The 16,608-nt window shown below is 73.4% G+C and carries 8 protein-coding genes; all 8 read right to left on the reverse strand.

What is annotated here, in order from left to right; translation table 11 throughout:
- Position 1: 1 nt before the first annotated feature.
- Positions 2-4,783 (reverse strand): hypothetical protein, encoded by a 4,782-nt coding sequence (locus J421_RS33110; protein ID WP_025414054.1) that lies wholly within the window; start codon positions 4,781-4,783, stop codon positions 2-4.
- The gene (locus tag J421_RS26045) at positions 4,780-6,795 is read right to left on the reverse strand and encodes a hypothetical protein (protein WP_148306544.1); all 2,016 of its coding nucleotides are present in this window, start codon (positions 6,793-6,795) and stop codon (positions 4,780-4,782) included. The genes J421_RS33110 and J421_RS26045 overlap by 4 nt, the downstream gene beginning before the upstream one ends.
- A complete protein-coding gene (locus J421_RS26050; protein WP_025414056.1) occupies positions 6,774-8,072 on the reverse strand; it encodes a hypothetical protein in 1,299 nt (432 codons plus the stop codon). Before J421_RS26050 ends, J421_RS26045 begins: the two co-directional genes overlap by 22 nt.
- Positions 8,069-11,467, reverse strand: a complete 3,399-nt coding sequence (locus tag J421_RS26055; RefSeq protein WP_025414057.1) for a DUF6603 domain-containing protein — start codon at positions 11,465-11,467, stop codon at positions 8,069-8,071. Before J421_RS26055 ends, J421_RS26050 begins: the two co-directional genes overlap by 4 nt.
- Positions 11,464-13,227 carry a chymotrypsin family serine protease gene (locus J421_RS26060; protein WP_025414058.1) on the reverse strand — a complete coding sequence of 588 codons (1,764 nt, stop codon included), beginning with the start codon at positions 13,225-13,227 and terminating at the stop codon, positions 11,464-11,466. The genes J421_RS26055 and J421_RS26060 overlap by 4 nt, the downstream gene beginning before the upstream one ends.
- A gap of 7 nt (positions 13,228-13,234) precedes the next feature.
- On the reverse strand, positions 13,235-14,749 hold the full coding sequence (locus J421_RS26065) for a hypothetical protein (protein WP_025414059.1): 1,515 nt from the start codon (positions 14,747-14,749) through the stop codon (positions 13,235-13,237).
- Between the two features lie 9 nt (positions 14,750-14,758).
- On the reverse strand, positions 14,759-15,430 hold the full coding sequence (locus tag J421_RS26070) for a hypothetical protein (RefSeq protein WP_025414060.1): 672 nt from the start codon (positions 15,428-15,430) through the stop codon (positions 14,759-14,761).
- 88 nt (positions 15,431-15,518) lie between these two features.
- Positions 15,519-16,598 (reverse strand): DUF2911 domain-containing protein, encoded by a 1,080-nt coding sequence (locus tag J421_RS26075; RefSeq protein WP_025414061.1) that lies wholly within the window; start codon positions 16,596-16,598, stop codon positions 15,519-15,521.
- Positions 16,599-16,608: the final 10 nt, after the last annotated feature.

The following is a 16,608-nucleotide window of genomic DNA, read 5'->3' on the forward strand; positions in this document are numbered from 1 at the left end:
CTCACCCTCCCGGCGTGGTCGACGCGCTGGTCATGAGCGCCAGCGCCCGCGCGCGAACGTCGGACAGCACGAACGAGTAGTCGAGCGACACGCTGCCGCGGCTCGTGCTGAACTCCGCCATGACCGCCGGCAGCAGCGTGCCGATCCCGCCCAGGTCCTGGAGGCGGTCGGGCTCCACGGCGCGCAGCCGCGCGCGGCGGAACGTGTCGAGCACCGTCTCCACGAGGTCGTCCCACGCCCATCGTCCCGTCTCGTCGGGCGAGACGGCGAGCAGCAGCGCCTGCGGCGGCGCGCTGTCCGGAGCGTCGAAGTTGAACGCGAGCCCGGTCACCTCCGCGCGCGTCGGCACCGATTCGGTCCACTCGTCGAGCAGGAGCCCGCACTGCGGCAGGGACGCGTCGACGACGAAGCCGGGCGGCAGATGCCTGACGATCGACACGGTGTCGTGCACGACCTCCATCGTCGGTGGGTACTCGGCGCCGAGCCACCGGTCGCCGGCGCGGAACGGGAGCTGGATCGCGGACAGCGCGAGCGGCTCGTCGCGTGCGGCGTCGGCCATCGCGCGCGCCATCTCGAAGTCGTGCGCGAGCGGGCGCACGCACGCCACGCCGTGCAGCCACTCCTCGAGCGGCAGCGGCACACCCACCGTGTCGCGCACGTGGGCGAGCAGCTCGTCGCGCGCGGCCTCGGCCTGCGCGAGCGCGACCGGATCGTGATACGCGAAGCGCGGCAGCAGCAGCACGTCGGCGCCCATCCACGCCTTCACCGCGTCGGCGAGCAGCGCCACGGCCTCCGCCGCCGGCGCGGCCACTGCCGCCGCGAGCTGGTCGTCGGTCGCGGGACCCAACGCGTCGGCGCGCGCGAGCACGGCGTCGGCCTGACGCGCGAGCAGGTCCAGCTCGGCCGCGGCGACGCCCGTCGCGGAGAGCGGCAGCGCGTACGAGAACCCCGTGTCGGCGACGGCGCGCAGCGCATCACGGATCGCCTCGACGTCGGTGCCGGAGGCGGCGGCGCGGAGCGTCGGGAACAGCGCGCGCACGGCGGCGATGCGCGTGCCCACGCGCGTGCGCAGCTCGGCGAGATCCACGCGTCCGGGATTGTCGGGCGGCGGCGGGGCGTCCTTCGACGCGCTCTGGAAGTGTCGAGCGTCGAGCGGGCGCGCGGTGCCCAACAGACGTCGCAGCCGGTCGGCGAGCGGCAGCACCTCGGCGAACGACCGCGCCGCGGGATCACCGCCGGCGTCGGCGAACGCGATGCGCACGACGACGTCGTCGCCTAACGAATTGTCGCGTGCGAAGCGGTCGCGCACCCGCGCCTCCAGCTCCGCCGCGCCGCTCGGCTCCGCCTGGCTGCGCACGAGATACACGACGTCGATCGGCTGCACGCCGAGGTCCGCGAGCGTGATCGTCGTCTCCAGCACCGGCTGCTCGTCCGCGTCGAGCGCGGCGACGCGGCAGCGGATCCCGTCGGGCGCGCCGAGCAGGTCGCCGAGCCACGCGTTCAGCGACGGCTCGAGGCGCGCGCGCTCGGTGAGCGGGATCGCGGGCCACGGGTTCGGCGCGGCGCCCGCCGCGAGCGAGACCGCGAGGCGCTGGGTGAACGCGATCCCCGTCCCGCGCGGCGTGGCGAGCACCTCGACGTCCGGCGGCACCGTGCCGCTGCCCGCGGATTGCAGCACCGCCGCCGCACGATCGAAGTTGCCTAACGCGAGCTGGTACGCCGCCTCCGACGTGAGCACGTCGCGGAGCGCGTCGAGCGTGTTCGCGACGCCGTCGCGCTCCGTGCGGAGCGCGGCCCGCTGCGCGGCGTCGAGCGCGGGGAGCCCGGGCACGCCATCGGGGAAGCTCGCCGCCGCCGCGGCGTCCATCGAGGCGAGCGTGAGCCCGTTCGTGACCTGGTGGTCCTCCTTCACCTCCGCCGCGCCCGCGCCGCCCGACGCGTCGTCGGCCTGCGGTACGCGCGTGCGCAGGATGGGGAACGCGGCGCGGAACGCGGGCTTCAGATGGTCGAGGATCACGGCACCGGGCGTACGCGTCGTCCAGTCGTGGAGCCCGCGCTCGAACTGGATGCCCAACAGCACCTCGAGCGACTGTCCGTTGCGCACGCCCTCGAGCAGGTAGCGCGCGCGCCGCACGCGCTCCGACGTGAGGTTCACGGCGAGCGCGTCGGGCTCGGACGGGGTGGCGTGCGTGAGGTAGCCGCTCCGGAGCAGCGCCGCCGCGGTCGCGTGGTTGAGCGACGGCGTGTGCACGTAGCCGCCGTTGCCCGGTGCCTCCGACACGTTCTCGACGCCGAGCCGCAGCTGCGCGGGGAGCGTGCGCTCGGGCACCGGCGTGCGTCGACCGGGCACGGGCCGCACGTGCTCGAGGTACCCGTACGCGCCGAGGTACACGCCCGTGCGCCGTTCCTTCACCGGCGCGTCGAGCCGCCGCTGGCGATGCAGCCGGCGCGCGACGAGCGACGTCTGCCACGCGTCGAGCCGGTAGCTCAGCGTGTCGACGTGCTCGACGAGCGCGCGCTCGAGCCGCGCCGTCGGCAGCGCGCGCAGCACGGCGATCGCGTCGCGCTGCTCCCGCACCCCCTGCCCCGCGTCGCCCGCGAGCTGCGGCGCGTGCAGCACCTCGAGCAGCGGCCGGTCCGATGCCTCGGTCTTCACGATGCGGTTCGCCGGCGCGCGCAGCACCTCCCACACCGACGGCGACGCTTCGGGCCCGATGTTGAGGAACTTCCGCGAGCGAACCAGCTCGTCGCCGATCACGCCGCGGTCGCCGAGCCAGCGATGCGCGCCGCGACCCGCCTCCATGACGAGCGAGAAGTGCAGCATGAGATACAGCAGCGCGCCGGGCCGCGGCACGCCCGTGCCGAAGTCCTGCGCCTCCAGCGCCGCCGCGTCGGCGGCGTGCTCGAACAGCCAGTCGAGGTACGTCGCGCCCGTCGCCGCGTCGTACGGCTTCACGAGCGCGCGCTCCGACAGCGGCTGTCCGTCGATGAGCTGCAGCGGGTCGAGCCGCGTCTGGTAGTGGCGCCAGATGAGATGGAGCAGCAGCGGCAATGGCTTCTCGGTGCCGTCCGCGCGCTGCACCGCGTAGCCGAGCTGCGTCAGCAGCGTGCGCGTGACCGAGCCCTCGATCATCAGTCGCAGCACGTCGCTGAAGCTGGCGCCGCCCCACGCGAGCCCCTCGAGGTTCTGCAGGTAGTCGTAGCTGTAGCCCACGCGCTGGTAGAACTCCGCGGACGTCGGATGCAGCGCGAGCACGTCGAGCAGCCCGGCCGCGCCCGGCGCGGAGTCGGAGACGAGCGTCGACCACGCGGCGTCGAAGCTCGCGAGCACGCGCACGAGCGTCGGCTCGAACGGGTCGCGTCCATCTGTCGCGGTCGGCCGCCATCGCGGGAGCGCGCTCGTGGGGAGCACGCCGTACGGCTGGGCGCCGACGCGGATCGCGGCGATCGGGCCGCGGCCGGTGACGAGATCCGTGAAGTGGCGACGCAGACTGCCTGACGAACCTTCGTCGATCACCTCGTTGAGCATCTGGTCGACGTAGTAGCCGAGCGTCCCCGCGTACAGCGCGCGGTTCATCCCCACCGCCTCGGCGTGGTCGGCGCGCTCAGCGCCGGCGGCGTGCAGCAGCGGCGCGTACCCGATGCCGAGGAAGTCGGCGAGGCGCTGGCCGTCGGTGGCCACGGCGCGGTCGTCGGTGGGCACGAAGCGCGGCGGGTCGGCGCCGGGGACCGTCGCGTCGCCATCGGCGCGGTCGCCGCCGGTGAAGCCGGAGTCGCCGTCGTCGGTGTTGTTCGTCGGCGTGCCCTGGCGCAGCACCTCGAACCCCTCGCGCGCGTATCGGTGGCCGTCGATGAGCTCCTCGACGAGCGCGCGCGCGTCCTCCTCGTCGGCCGAGTGCTTGAGACCGAGGACGAGCAGCCGGTCGAAGCCCTGCGCGACGTCGTCCGCGGCGACGGGCACGCGGAACGCCATCCCCCGCTCGATCGCCTGCGCGAAGTCGCGCACCCAGGCGTACGACGTGCCTAACGTCAGCGTGCCGTCGGCCGGGTCGCGCGCGATCGACGGGTCGTCGTCGTCCGTCTCCAGCGGCGCGGGGCCGACGACCACCACGTCGTCGAGCCGGCGCCCCACCTCGTTCACGCGCAGCGTCTCGCCGCGCCACGCGAGGAGCACGAAGCGGTCGGGGAGCACGCGGGAGTGCGGCGCCTCGGTCCACGCGTCGGGCTTCGTGAGCGGCACGTCGGGGAACTCGAGCGCGACCGACGCGTCGCTCGCCGCGAGGTCCCAGTTCGTGGGACGCGTCTCGAGCGCGACCCACGACGCGCGGTTCGCGCCGAAGCGGTCCGCGAGCGCGCGCCACGCGGCGGCCCGGCCGTCGTCGGTGCGCGCCGCGCGGTACGCGGTCCAGTACGCGCGGCCGTGCGTCACCTCGGCGTCGGTGAGCAGCCTCTCGTGCGTCGTGATCGCGACGTCGTCGGGGTAGACGCGCACCCACAGCTCCGACGCGTCCACGCTCCACCGCGTCTCCACGCGCAGCGGCAGCAGGAGGATCGGCAGACCGTCGTCCCACGCCTCGATGAGGCGTTGCGGCGGACGGTCCGCGAGCAGCCCATCGAGCGCGGCGCGCACGTCCGCCTCGCGGCCCGCGACGAGTCGACGCTGCTCCGCGAGATCGCCGTCGCTCGCGCGGCGAAGCCGCAGCGCGTGGAGCAGCGACCGCGCGTCGTCGCGTGCACGGCGTGCCGCGCGCACCGCGGCGAGCGCGTCGCGGAGTTCCGTCATGGCTCGCCGGCGAGCATCTCGCGCGCGTGCACGGCGATCATCACCGGCGACTGGAACAGGATGGTCGCCATGCGCGCGGAGTCGCTGCCCCACTGCGACAGGCTCTCGCCGGGCCCCGCCGGTACGAAGCCCTGCGGCAGCACCGTCGTGTCGACGAAGCGGTGCCCGTCGGGGAACAGCGTCCACGCGAGGTCGTTCCACGTGAGCGGCGTCGCCGGATCGTCGTCGGGCGTGAACGTGACGTCCATGCCGAAGCGCGGCTCGCCCGGCAGCTGCTGAATGATGAAGAAGTAGCCCCAGTCGTCCGCATCGGTCCGCGGATCGTCCGCGCCGCGCGCCTGCTCCACGGTGAGGTCGAAGCCGAAGAAGCGGATGTCGGGATCGACCGATGCCTTGAACACCGGGAAGCGGATCTCGCGCGCGACGTCGGCGTCGCTCGCCACCGGCACGATCACCGCGTCGAGCACCGGATCGCCTGTGAGCGTCGCCGGCGACGGCGCGGGGTGTGCCTTCTGCGCGTAGATGAGCGTGTTCGGGTACTTCTTCAGCAGATCGCCGCGCACCGTGAGCACGAGCTGCTCGCCCGGCGGCCGCCGCGGGTTGCGGTGGGAGCCGAGCGCGGAGTCGGGGAGCCACGTGTCGAGCGGCGCGATGTCCTTGCCGCGCTCCGACGCGCTCGCCGCGCTCTCGCCCGCCGGCTCGGCCAGGATCCCGCGCACGTCCCAGAACTGGCGGAAGTAGCTGCCGCGCCGATCGGTCGGGTACTCGCGCCAGAGCAGCTCCTTGCCGAACTCGTAGTTGAGCCCCGCGAGATACGCCTCGATGAACGGCGGGTTCGTCTCGAGCAGCGTGATGCTGTTCGGCGGGATGAGCTCGAGGTTCGGCAGCAGCAGCTCCGACGACAGATCGCGCAGCTTCTCGTACATCGGGTCGTCGAAGTCCGGATACGCCATCGCCGGCACGAGGTGCTCGGCCTGCAGCAGCCACGCGGGGTCGAACACCAGCCGAACGCCGGCGGCGACGCGCCGCGGGAACGCGCGCAGCGGCTCGACGGCCGCGCGCAGCTTGTCGCGCGCGACCGCGAGGTCGAACGTCGGCCGCGCGACCTCCGGGATCGTGGCGATCGCGAGCCGCCGCTCCAGCGCCGTCGCCGCGGTGCGGAACGCGCGCGCCTCGACCGTGTCGACGCCGGCGCGCGTCGCGGTCACCGTGGTCACGCGCGTGAAGCGGACCGCGTTAGGCGAGGTCGAAGTCGCGTCGACGTCGGTGACGACCTCCGTGCCCGGGCGTGCGTCGGGCGGCACGACGGGGTCGCGCTCGACGAAGCGGAACGCGTCGCGCGCAGGCGCCAGCCGTACGGCCTCGGCAACGTCGGCCGGGCGCACGATGGCGGCCGGCGCCGTCGCCGCCGTCGCGGCCTCCTCGGCCGTCGCGATCTCCGCGAGCCGGCGCCGCGCCAGCGCGCCTAACGCGAGCACGACGGCGGTGCCCGCCACCGCGAGCAGCAGCGCGAGCATCCACAGGCCGGTGAGGAGACCGAGCACCACGAGCGCGGCGAGAAGGAGCGCGATGACGAGCCAGGCGTGCGCGAGCAGCCACGCGAGGCCCGGCGGCATCGTCGGCACGGGCGGCGGTGGTGGGAGCTGCTGCACGGCGCCCGCGTCCGTCGGCAGGCCGGTGCCCGGCCGCTTCGGTGGCGCGGCGGTGAGCGTGCCCGCGGCGAGCCCGCGCACGAGCGTCGCGTGCGGGGCAGCGACGTCGGCGCGCCGCACCACGGGGCCGCGCGGCCGCAGCATCCGCCGCAGCGCGCCGCTCACCGCCGCGCGCGGCAGCGTGCTCGCGCCCAGCAGATGCTGCAACGTCGTCGGTGAGCCGCGCACCTTGCGCAGCACCGGCGCGAGGAACGCGATCGTGCGCGCCTCGTCGAGCCGGCCCGCGAAGTTGACGTACACCGCCTGGCTCGCGCGCATCGCGTACGCGGCGAGCCGGATCAACCGGTTCGCGGCGAGCACCTGCTGCACCTGCGTCCACGCGCGCGCGCGACGTAGCTCTCCTGGTGCTCGCGCACCACGCGCACGCCGAAGCCGGCCGACACGCGCGTCCGCGGGTCGCGGTTCAGCGCGTCGAGCCAGTCGCCGCGCGTCGTGTCCACCGTGTGGCGCAACGCGTGGTGCTCGCCGTAGATCGGCGGCGTGACGACCGGCAGCGTCTCGGTGGCCGGCGCGGTTCGGCGCTCCTCGGCGAAGTTGAGCGCGGCCTGCAATTGCGCGAAGAACGGACGCGTCACGTCCACCACCTCGGGGCTCGGCGTCGTGGTCGGCGCCTTCAGCGCACCCTCGAGCCCCACCACGGTCTGCTTCGCGTCGGCGGGGAGGATCTGCCCGATGTCGGTGCCTTCCGTGAGGCCCCACCCGGGCTGCTCGCCGTCCATGCCGCGCACGCCGACGCGCGGATCGGCGGCGCGCGGCACGAGGCGCTTCACCATCGACTCGAAGTCCTCGTTCTCGCCGGTGCGGAAGCGCCACTCGTAGAGCACCGGCAGCTCCACCGCGCCGGCCGCGGCGGTCCACGCCGGCTGCTGCGCGTCGACGGCCGACGGATCCTGGCCGAGCCCCGCGAGCCGCCCGGTCTCGAACACGGGGACGACGAACGCGCCGTACGCCGTGTTGGGCAGCAGCCGACGCGGCGACGTCAGTCGGCAGACGATGCGGTCCGCGTTCGGGTGATCGGGCACGCCGAGCGACTCGAGGAACCGCTCGAACTCCGTCGCGTCGGCGAACGTCTCGTTCGTGTGCACGTGCGCCCACGCCCACGTCTGGGTGTGCGGCGGCAGCGACGCGGTCGAGCGGACGGTGATCGACGGCAAGGGATCGCGCCGCGCCGTGCGCGCGAACTCGCCCTCGTGCTCCGCGGTGTCCTCCTCCAGCACGGCGAGCGCGAGCCACGGCCGCAGCCGGTCGCCCGCGGCGCGCGCCGGCGTGTACCGCCACAGGAAGTCCTCGTCGTAGAACTCGACGAACGCGAGGTAGTTCGGCTCGAAGTCGGTGACCCAGTGGCGCGGCTCGGTGCGCACGATCGTCGCCGGGTTGATGCCGAGCACGTCGCCGGGGCCGAGCAGCGCGAACTCCTTGTGCACCGGCAGCGTGTTCACGCGCAGATCGACCGGCACCACCGCGCGCTCCGTCGCCGCGCCGCCGCTCGCGCCTAACGTATCGGTCTCGACGATCGAGCCCGCGATCCCCTTCCGGAGCCACGACGAGAACGTGTACCGCCCGACCGTCAGGCTCATGCCGCACTCTCCGCGAGCTCGTGCGCCGCGACGACCTGCAGCGTGCCGGCGAGCGTGGGATCGGCGCGCACGAGCGCGTCGCGCAGCGCGTACGCCTCGGCCTGGGTGCGCGCGGTGGCCCCCGATGCGGCCGGCGAGAGATCGACGACGCTCACGACGTGGAACTCGTCGGCCGCCACGGCGACCCCGGCGGGCCCGTTGCCGCCGCCCCGGCGCGACGCGACCGAGAGCGGGCTCTCGGCGACCGCGCCGCCGCGGCTGAACGTGTCGAACAGCGACTTGAGGATGGACACGCGTCCGCCGCGCTCGGGATGCTGGTGGCGCAGATAGCTCATCTCGTACGTGACGTCGCGCGCCACGCTCGCGCCGCTCGCCGCGCCGTCGCCGGCGCTGAGCCGCAGCCCCGCCTTCATCTCCTCGAACGAGCGGCGCGCGAGCTTCTCGCTGTCGGTCAGGCGCACGAAGCTCGCGATCGCGAACTGCTCGCGCGCCGGCTCCGCCGCGCCGCCGTCGTCGCGCGTCACGGTGAACGTCGTCTCGCCGATCGGCCGCTTCTCGCCGAAGCGGTCGATCGCGATCTCGAGCGGCGCGATCTTCTGGGTCACCGCGAGCACGCCGAACGGGTGCAGCAGCACCACGCCGACGGGAAGCTGCGCGCGCCGCAGCGTCACGCTCTGCGACGTGTTCCTCGGCAGCTCCGCGCGCCAGTTGCGCGCATCGTCGATCGCGGCCGCGACGAGCGGCAGCACCTCCACGGTGTCGTCGGGAAGCGCCGGCGCGTCGTCGCCCCACGTGACGTCGAACCCGACGTGGACGCTGAAGAAGAAGAAGCTGATGCTCGCGTCGCCGTGCGCGCGCCACGGCGTGGGCCCCGTCAGCTCGGCCGACACGTGGATGCCGCAGATCACGTCGTCGCCGCGCCGCAGCGCGAGCCCGGCCTCGAGATCGGCCACGAAGTGCAGCGGCCGCACCTGCACGAGCAGGTCGTAGCCGAGGAACCCGTAGATGTTGAAGCCCCCGCCCGACGCGTACAGCTCCACGCGCGCGCCCGACTGCACGGTGTTCGACGTGACCGCGAAGTACGTCGTCGCGACGAGGCGCGGGTTGCTGCCGGAGAGGAGCGCGATCGTCAGTCGGCGGAGCCCCGTGAGGTCCGACGGCACCTCGTGGAACGCGGGATGGAACCCGCCCACGCTGACGACGAACACCGGCTCGTCGCCCCACCCCACGCGCACCGCCATGTCGCCGGTGAGCGTGAACGTCAGCAGGCTCGAGTCGAACAGCGACGCGTCGAACCAGATCGTGCCGCGCGCGAAGTCGATGCCGCCCGCGAAGTTCACCTGCAGCTTCAGGATCGGCGCGGCCGCCTCGGGGAGGATGCACCGCAGCACGCCCAACACGACGAGCTGCGGCGACGGGATGTCGAGCACGATCGCGAGCTCGAGCGAGATCAGCGTCGGCGTGCCCCAGCCGAGCTTCCCCATCGGCGCGACGACGAAGTGCCCGCGCGCGATGGGGAAGAACGCCTTCAGGTCGCTCACGATGCGGGTGATGTTCCCGATGACGTCGGGCGGGAACAGCACGCTCGTCACCGCGCCGGTGCGCACGCCGAGCTTGAGCGCCTCCGTGTCGAGCGAGCGCTCGAGCCCCAGCAGCCCGCCGACGCCGAGCAGCGTGAAGCCGAAGCCGAGCTGGATCGGGACGAACTCGGTGGTGACGAGGATGAGCAGCGCGAACCCGGGCCGCCCGTCGGGCATCTTCGTGGTGACGATGCCGACCGCCTTCAGCGAGAAGATCCCCTCGAACGACAGCTCGAGCGCGCCGACGTACTCGCCCTTCGCGTCGTCGAACGCGAGGAAGCCCCCGCCGGTGATCGGCCCCGCGTCGACGCGGAGGCCCACGCCGTCGGGCGGCTTGAAGCCGATGTCGACCTGCAGCGGTCCGAGGTTCCCCGCGTCGTGCGGCGGGAACGACAGCGTCGCCGTCACGCCGACGTTCTGCACGACGGCCTCGATGGGCCCGAGCTGCGCCTTCACGTCGGCGCCCAGGCTGAGCGGCACGCGCCCTTCGTCGAGCGCCGCGCCGATCGTCAGCCCCTCGATCGACACCGGTCCGAGCGCGATGTGCGCCGGCAGCCGCACCTCGAGTGCGCTGCTGCCGCTGAAGTAGAAGCCGCGCTCCGTCGACACGCCGGCGAGCAGCGAGAACGCGGCCTCGATGTGCGTCGTCGGAAGGATCTTGCCGAGGAAGCCGTCGCCGTCGCGCACGTCGATGACGACCTTGCCGTCGTCGAGCGCGGCGCTGACCTCGAGCGCGCCGTGCGACGTTCCGGCCCCCGCCTCGAGCTGCGCCGTCGCGCCGACGACGAGCTGGCGGAACTCGACGCGGCTGCCGCCCGCCTGGCCGAACAGGATGAACGGATCCGGCGGCGTATCGCGCGCGACGACGAGCCGGGCGCCCAACGTGCCGGCGAGCGTGACCGGCGTGGGCGGGGTGAGCGAGACCGTGCCGTCGGTGGCGATCGTGATCGCCGTGTCGACCGGCGCGCCGACGTCCGCCCGCAGCTCCAGGCGCGCCTCGCCGCCTAACGGGATGACGACCGTGCCGCTCGTCGCCGGCAGCTCCGTCCGCAGCGCGACGACGAGACCGGCCGGCCCCGACGCCGTCGGCGTCAGCTCCAGGAACACGACGTCGAGCCGCTCGGCTCCGGGCGTCGCGTCGTGGATCACGGGCAATCCGCTCAGCGCGAGCAGCCGCTCGAGGCGTGGGAACAGCAGGTGGCCGTCGAAGCTCGGTCCCCAGCCGTAGAGCGCCGCCGCCTTCCCCGCCGGGTCGCGCAGCCACTCCGCGATCGCCTCGAGGTGGTAGGTGTGGATCGTGAACGGCGGCTGCGCGGGATCGGTGGAGTCCTCGCGGAAGTCCTCCCGGTCGAGCAGGCCGGCGAACTCCATGACGTCGTTCACCTGGTCGGCGCCGTCGAGATAGCGCGCGAGCAGCAGGTCGACGATGCGCTCGGCCAGCGCGGCCGGCGGTGGCGTCGGGAGCGCCAGTGACTCGACGGCGGTGGCGAGCGCGCCGAGCGCGTCGATCACCTGGCCCACCTTCAGCGTCGCGGCGAGCGCCTGCTGCACCGCGGCCGCGCTGTCGTCCCCCTCGAGCGCGGCGACGAGCGGCGGCACGAGATCGACCAGCTCTCCGGCGCGGGCCGCCGCGGTGCCTAACGGCGCCGCGATCGCCGCCACGTCGGCGTCGGCGAGATCGAGCCCCAGCTCGGCGAAGAACGCCTTCGCGGCGGGCGCGGCCAGCTCGTCGCGCAGCGGCTCGACCAGCTTCGCGAGCTCGATGGCGACCTGACCGAGCGTGTCGTCGAACTGCGTGGGGGCGGGGGCCGTCACACGAGCACCTCGTCGGCCGCCCCGCGCGACTTCTCCCACCGCCGCAGCCGCGCGAGCGCATCGTCCATCGTGTCGGCGTCGCGCAGCACGTCGAGCAGCACCGCGGCGTGGGTCGCGATGGCCTCGCGCAGCGGGATGCTGCCGTGGGCGCGCAGCACGTCGCCCATGCGCAGGAGCATCGTCTCGCGCGTCACGCCCGCGATCTCGTGCGGCACCGCGTCGACGTCGCCGCGCAGGTGGTTCAGCACGTGGGCGAGGAACGCGGGCCCCTGCGTGCGGTGCCACGCGACCTTCACCGGACGGCAGTTGCGCGCGAGGTAGCCGAGCTCGCGCCGCACGACGCCGAACGTGTGGTACAGCGTGCGGCCGAGCGCCGTCTCCAGCAGCGCGTCGCGTCGCGCGAGCAGCTCCGCGAGGCGCGCGTCGTCGAACTCCGCGAGCGGCAGCGCCGCGGGCCGGCGCGGTGTCGTGGCGTGCGTGAAGTGGAACGCGCCGGTCGGCGATTCGACGTCGACCGCCGCGGCGTGGCGCACGGTCGTGAGCCCGCTGCCGTCGGTCGCGGCGCAGCTCCCGTGCGACGTGCCGCCGTCGGTCGGGATGCAGATGCCGAGCGCGTCGAGCACGGGTACGATGTGCGACGCGTAGGCCAGGATGGTGCCGTGTTGGTCCGTGTCGATCGCGTACAGCAGCCCGATCGCGCGCCGCTGGTCGTCGACGACGATCGATCCGGAGTCGCCCTTCTCGGCGAACGACGCGCGCCCCTTGCAGTTCAGTCCCGTCGGCTCGGACGACGCGTCGAACTCGATCTCGATCACGTTGTCCGCGACGTCGAACACGGGGTGCGGATCGCCCGGGTTCCGCAGGACGGTCATCTGCGCGTTCACGTTGCGCACGATGCCGACCGTCCGGCCGGTCGTGCGCCCCGACTTGAACACGCGCGGCGACGTCGCCGTCGGCGGGCCGGCGGGCGTCACGATCGCCGAATCACGCGCCACGCTGCGCACGTCGGCCAGCGTGTCGGCGCCGTTCACCTGGAGGCCGAGGATCTCCGTCCTGTACTTGATGTCGTCGTGCGTGCAGGTGGTGATCCAGCACTTGCAGTCGATGTGCACGAGCGCGAACGCGCAGTCGAGATAGAAGCCGGTGGGGTCCGTCTCCCCGGGCAGGACCCGGTTCACCATCTTCTGGACGTGCGGGTCCTGGATCGTTCCGAGCGACTCGCCGTGCGACACCGGGTGCTGCCGCTCCACGAACGGGTGGTACACGTAGTTCCCCGCGTGCGCCTGGTTCGCGAACAGCACGTGCGCGTTGCTGAGGATGTGCACGTTCTCGCGCCCCGGATCGCCGCGCCGGCGCACGATGCAGCCGAGCGTGCCGGCCGATTCGTCCTCCGGCGTCATCGCCGTACCCTGCGCCTGGATCTGGATGCCGCCGCGGATCGGCGAGTAGTGCTGCCGGTCGTCGCAGCGCAGCGGCGTCCCGCGCCGTACCTCGCGCACGTCGGTGCGATAGCCCTCGAACGAGCGCGGGATGCGCTGCTCCGGCGCGAGCTCCGATTCCGGACGCTTCTCGCCGACGTACACGGTGATCCCGACGTCGTCGCTGAAACGGCCACCCACCTGCTTGTGCCCGAAGCCGACGCCCGCCACGCCCGGGATGCGGCGCAGCGTCTCGCGCGCGCGCACGTACGCGGCCATGAACGCGTCCGGGTCGGCCCGCACGTGCGCGTTGTCCTTCGTGGGCTCGCGTGGATCGCTCATGTGCCGCTCATGTGACGCCCGCGTCGCGCGCGCGGCCCATCGCGATCTTCCCGAGCACCTCGTCGAGCGTCGCGCTGTCGCGGACGGCGGCGAGCAGCCCCTCGCGATGCGCGTCGATCGCGTCGCGCAGCGCCGCGCTCCCGTGCGCGTGCAGCGCGGCGCCGATGCGCGCGAGCGCCGACTCGAGCGTCGTGCCGTCGGCGGGCACGGGGAGCGTCTCGCCGCCGTCGCGCAGCGTCTCCATCCCCTGCGCGAACAGCGCCGGCCCACCGGCGCGGTGCCACGCCAGCTTCACCGCCCGGTGCGTCGTCACGAGCTGCACGATCTCCTCGTAGTGCGTCTCGCCCAGCTCCCAGAGCCACGCGCCGGCGGCGTCACCCAACAGCCGCGCGCGCGCCGCGTCGTACGCCTCGATCCCGCCCCACGTCTCGGGGCGCGGGAGGAGCTGTGCACCCGCGGTCGGCGTGGTGCCGGGCGTGAGGTTGATCGTGATGCCGAGCTCCGCGCACACGTCCGCGATGTGGTTCGCGACCGATCGACCGTCCTGTCCCGGCAGGTCGTTCGCGGCGAACAGCAGGCCGACGATGAAACCGTCCTCGTCGATGATCGCCGCGCCGGAGTCCCCCTCGGTCGAGAACGCGAACAGGTCGTCGCTCGTGATGTAGATCTGCTGCTTGAACGTGTGCGTCTTGATCGTCAGATCCGGCCCCGTGGGATCGACGACGCGGCCCTGCTGACGGCCGCTCGCGGCGCCCACCATGTAGACCGTCTGGTCCCACGTGGCCTGGCGCATGCCGAGGATCTTGTCGCTCGGCGGCGAGCCGTTCTCGCTCAGGCCGGCGATCTCGTTGCGGAAGTCGATGCCGCAGCAGCGGCAACACGACGAGACGTCGAGGCGCGCGATCGCGCCGTCGACCTTCTCGCTGATCGCGAACTTCGCGATCTTCGCGATGGCGTCGTGCTTGTCGTGCGGGCGCACCGGCGCGTCCGCGAGGGGCACCTGGTCGAAGAACTGCGGCGGTGGCTGGTACACGCGGTTGCCCTTCTCGCCGCCGCCCGCGGAGAGGACGTGCCAGTTCGTGAGCAGCACCGGCGCGCGGTCGGACGTGCGCGTGGCCACGCAGCCGAACGTGCCCGCCTGAATGACCACCTCCGTCCCTTTGTCGTTCGCGAAGAGAATGCGGTTGCTGATCAGGATGCCGCCCTTCACCGGGCGGTAGCGCCCGAAGTCGGTCGTGAAGCGGCCCGGCCGCACGATGTTGACGTCGGTGGGCACACCGCCCACGGCGGTCGGGATCCGCTCCGCAGGCGGCACCGTGTCGAGCGGCCGCTTCTCGCGGACGTACACGCGGATGCACCGCTCGTCGGTCACGACGTTCGCGCGCTCCTTCAGCCCGACGCTCACGTGCACCACGCCGGGGATGGCGCGCAGCTCGGCCTCGGCCCCCGCGGCCAGCAGCGCGCGGACGGCCCGCTCGGCGGCCACCAGCTCGTCGTACGTCGGTCGCGCGCGGCTCGCCATCGCGGGTGCCTAACGGAGGGAGACGGGCCGCGCGTGCAGCACGTGCAGCACCGGCGCGATGGGGCTCGCGACGCCGTCGCCGCGGGGTGCGACGCCCCACAGCAGCCCGACGATGGCGCCGTCCGCGTCGCGCAGCACGGCGCCGGAGTCGCCCGGCGCGCAGAACGGCACGCCGCGGCGGTCCGCGCGCACCAGGATCTGCGCGGGTGCCGGGCCGATGCGTCCGTCGATCAGCGCCGGCGCCGAGTACGCCACATCGACCACGACGCCCGCGGTCGTGCCCGTCGCGCCGCCCGTCTTCGTCACGCGCTGGCCGGGCACGACGCGCGCCACGAGAGCCTCGTCGCCACGCGTGGCCTCGTCCGGCAGCCACGCCTCGTCGATCGACGCGACCGCGCAGTCGACGTGGATGGCCGCGCCGTCGTACGGCACGGTGCCTAACCGGCCGTGCCGCGCGCGGCCGATCGCCGGTCCGTGCGCGAGCCGCACGGGCTGCCGCGATCGCGCGCCGGCGCCGAACAGCACGTGATGGCTGGTCAGCAGCACGAGGCGCCCGTCGTGGAGCGTGCGGGCGAGAGAGCCGAGCGTTCCCGGCACGCCGCGCGCGTTCACGATGCGCGCGTTCATCATGCGCGCGATCGTGAATCGCACGCCCGACACACTCGGCAGCTGCACGGGCACGGCCGCTCCGGCGAAGATCAGCGGCCAATCTCCGCCCGACCCCCGCCTCCCGCAAGGCGGTCCGGCCGTTCTCCGCGCGCGGCGCGGCCTAACGATTGATGTCGACGCGCTGCTCGAGCTCGGCGACGAGATCCGTGATCGACGCCTTCATTCCGGGTGGGGCCGCGGCGGCGGCATGCTTCACCTCCGCGATCGCCGCGTCGAAGTCGCGCCGCGCCGTCGCGAGACGCGCGGCCTCCAGGTGTGCGACCCAGCTGTTCGGGTCACGCTCGATGTCGCGCCGGTAGATCTCGAGCGCGGCCTCCTGCTGTCCCAGCCGCTGCAGCCCGCGGCCGAAGTTGTAGACCTGCCACTGGCTTCCCATCGCGAGCGCCTTCGCCTGGACGGCGGGCGCGTCGGGGCGACCGAGCGCCGCGAGCGCGCGCGAACGCGTGATCTCGTTCTCGAACCGGTCCTCGATCTGGATCGACCGGTCGGCGTAGCCCAGCGCCTCCTCAGCGGACAGCCGGTGCTCGAGCAGGTAGTTCGCGGCTTCCTCCCACGCCTGCCACTCCGTCTGCACACGGCCGCGCAGCTGGTCGCGCAGCCGCTGGGCGACGAGGTGCGGCACGTCGACGTCGATGCGGACGGGGACCGCCACGCGCTCCCATCGCATCGTCATCGCGACGGAGCTGGGCGTGGGGTCGTCGAAGCCGTAGGTGAGGACCTCCTGCGGCTCGATGCGCTGCGGCCTAACGGTGACGCGGAGCGCGTCCTCGGTGGAGTCGTAGGTGAAGCTCCCCCACGACGTCGCGTTCCGCGAGAAGATCACGACCCACGACGTCTCGCCCGGGATCATGTGCAGCCCGTAGATCCCCTTCGCGAGCGGACGTCCCTCGACCGTGACCGGATCGGTGACCTCGAACGTGGTGTTGTAGTTCGCCCCGGCACGCCACACGCGCCCGTACGGCTCCACGCCGCCGAAGATCCGGCGTCCGGCGACGAGAGGCCGATGGTAGGCGACGGTGATGTCGGTGAGACCGACGCGTTGCGTGACACGCGCGCCCTGGCTCACGTCGGGCAGCACGAGCAGCGCGGACTGCGCCGCGGCGTCCGGTGTCCACGCGGCGACGCCGACGGCCGCCAGCGTGCGGAGGATCGCGGCGCGCGGGATCGAATCGTTTCGCATGGCACCAACA

The organism is Gemmatirosa kalamazoonensis, assembly GCF_000522985.1.
GTDB classification, from domain to species: domain Bacteria; phylum Gemmatimonadota; class Gemmatimonadetes; order Gemmatimonadales; family Gemmatimonadaceae; genus Gemmatirosa; species Gemmatirosa kalamazoonensis.

Excerpts from the sequence above, each read along its gene's own strand:
- J421_RS26075 (WP_025414061.1), bottom strand. The coding sequence starts at position 16,598 with ATGCGAAACGATTCGATCCCGCGCGCCGCGATCCTCCGCACGCTGGCG.
- J421_RS26060 (WP_025414058.1), bottom strand. The coding sequence starts at position 13,227 with ATGAGCGATCCACGCGAGCCCACGAAGGACAACGCGCACGTGCGGGCC.
- J421_RS33110 (WP_025414054.1), bottom strand. The coding sequence starts at position 4,783 with ATGACGGAACTCCGCGACGCGCTCGCCGCGGTGCGCGCGGCACGCCGT.
- J421_RS26065 (WP_025414059.1), bottom strand. The coding sequence starts at position 14,749 with ATGGCGAGCCGCGCGCGACCGACGTACGACGAGCTGGTGGCCGCCGAG.
- J421_RS26050 (WP_025414056.1), bottom strand. The coding sequence starts at position 8,072 with ATGAGCCTGACGGTCGGGCGGTACACGTTCTCGTCGTGGCTCCGGAAG.